This window comes from Paraburkholderia sp. BR10923, assembly GCF_040948765.1.
GTDB classification, from domain to species: Bacteria; Pseudomonadota; Gammaproteobacteria; order Burkholderiales; family Burkholderiaceae; genus Paraburkholderia; species Paraburkholderia youngii.
In genome coordinates this window covers 1-255 of sequence record NZ_JBFPKO010000231.1, presented here as the reverse complement: position 1 = coordinate 255, position 255 = coordinate 1, and the positions used below count along the sequence as shown (strand labels likewise).

Below are 255 nucleotides of genomic sequence, written 5' to 3'. Positions count from 1 at the left end.
ACGTGCAAAAATATGAAGTTTGAGATCGATCATGCAAACGCGCCCGCTGTTTCGCCTTCTTGCTCTGGCCGTTGTCGCAACCACCACTGGCTGCTCGGACAAGTCCGCCCCGAACGCAGACAACTTCTCCGCGGCCGTCAATCAGAAATTGGCATCTAGAGCGTGTTAGGAACTTTGAAGTACTGACACGGCGTGGACAAGCATGAGCATTGCGAAGACGAAATGAAGCCCAGCGAGAGTTTCGGGGAGCCGTTC

The 255-nt window shown here is 54.1% G+C and carries 1 pseudogene; it reads right to left on the bottom strand.

From position 1 onward, the window contains the following. Nucleotides 1-165: 165 nt before the first annotated feature. Nucleotides 166-255 (bottom strand): annotated as a pseudogene (locus AB3X94_RS42250) (IS5/IS1182 family transposase); the annotation flags it as partial.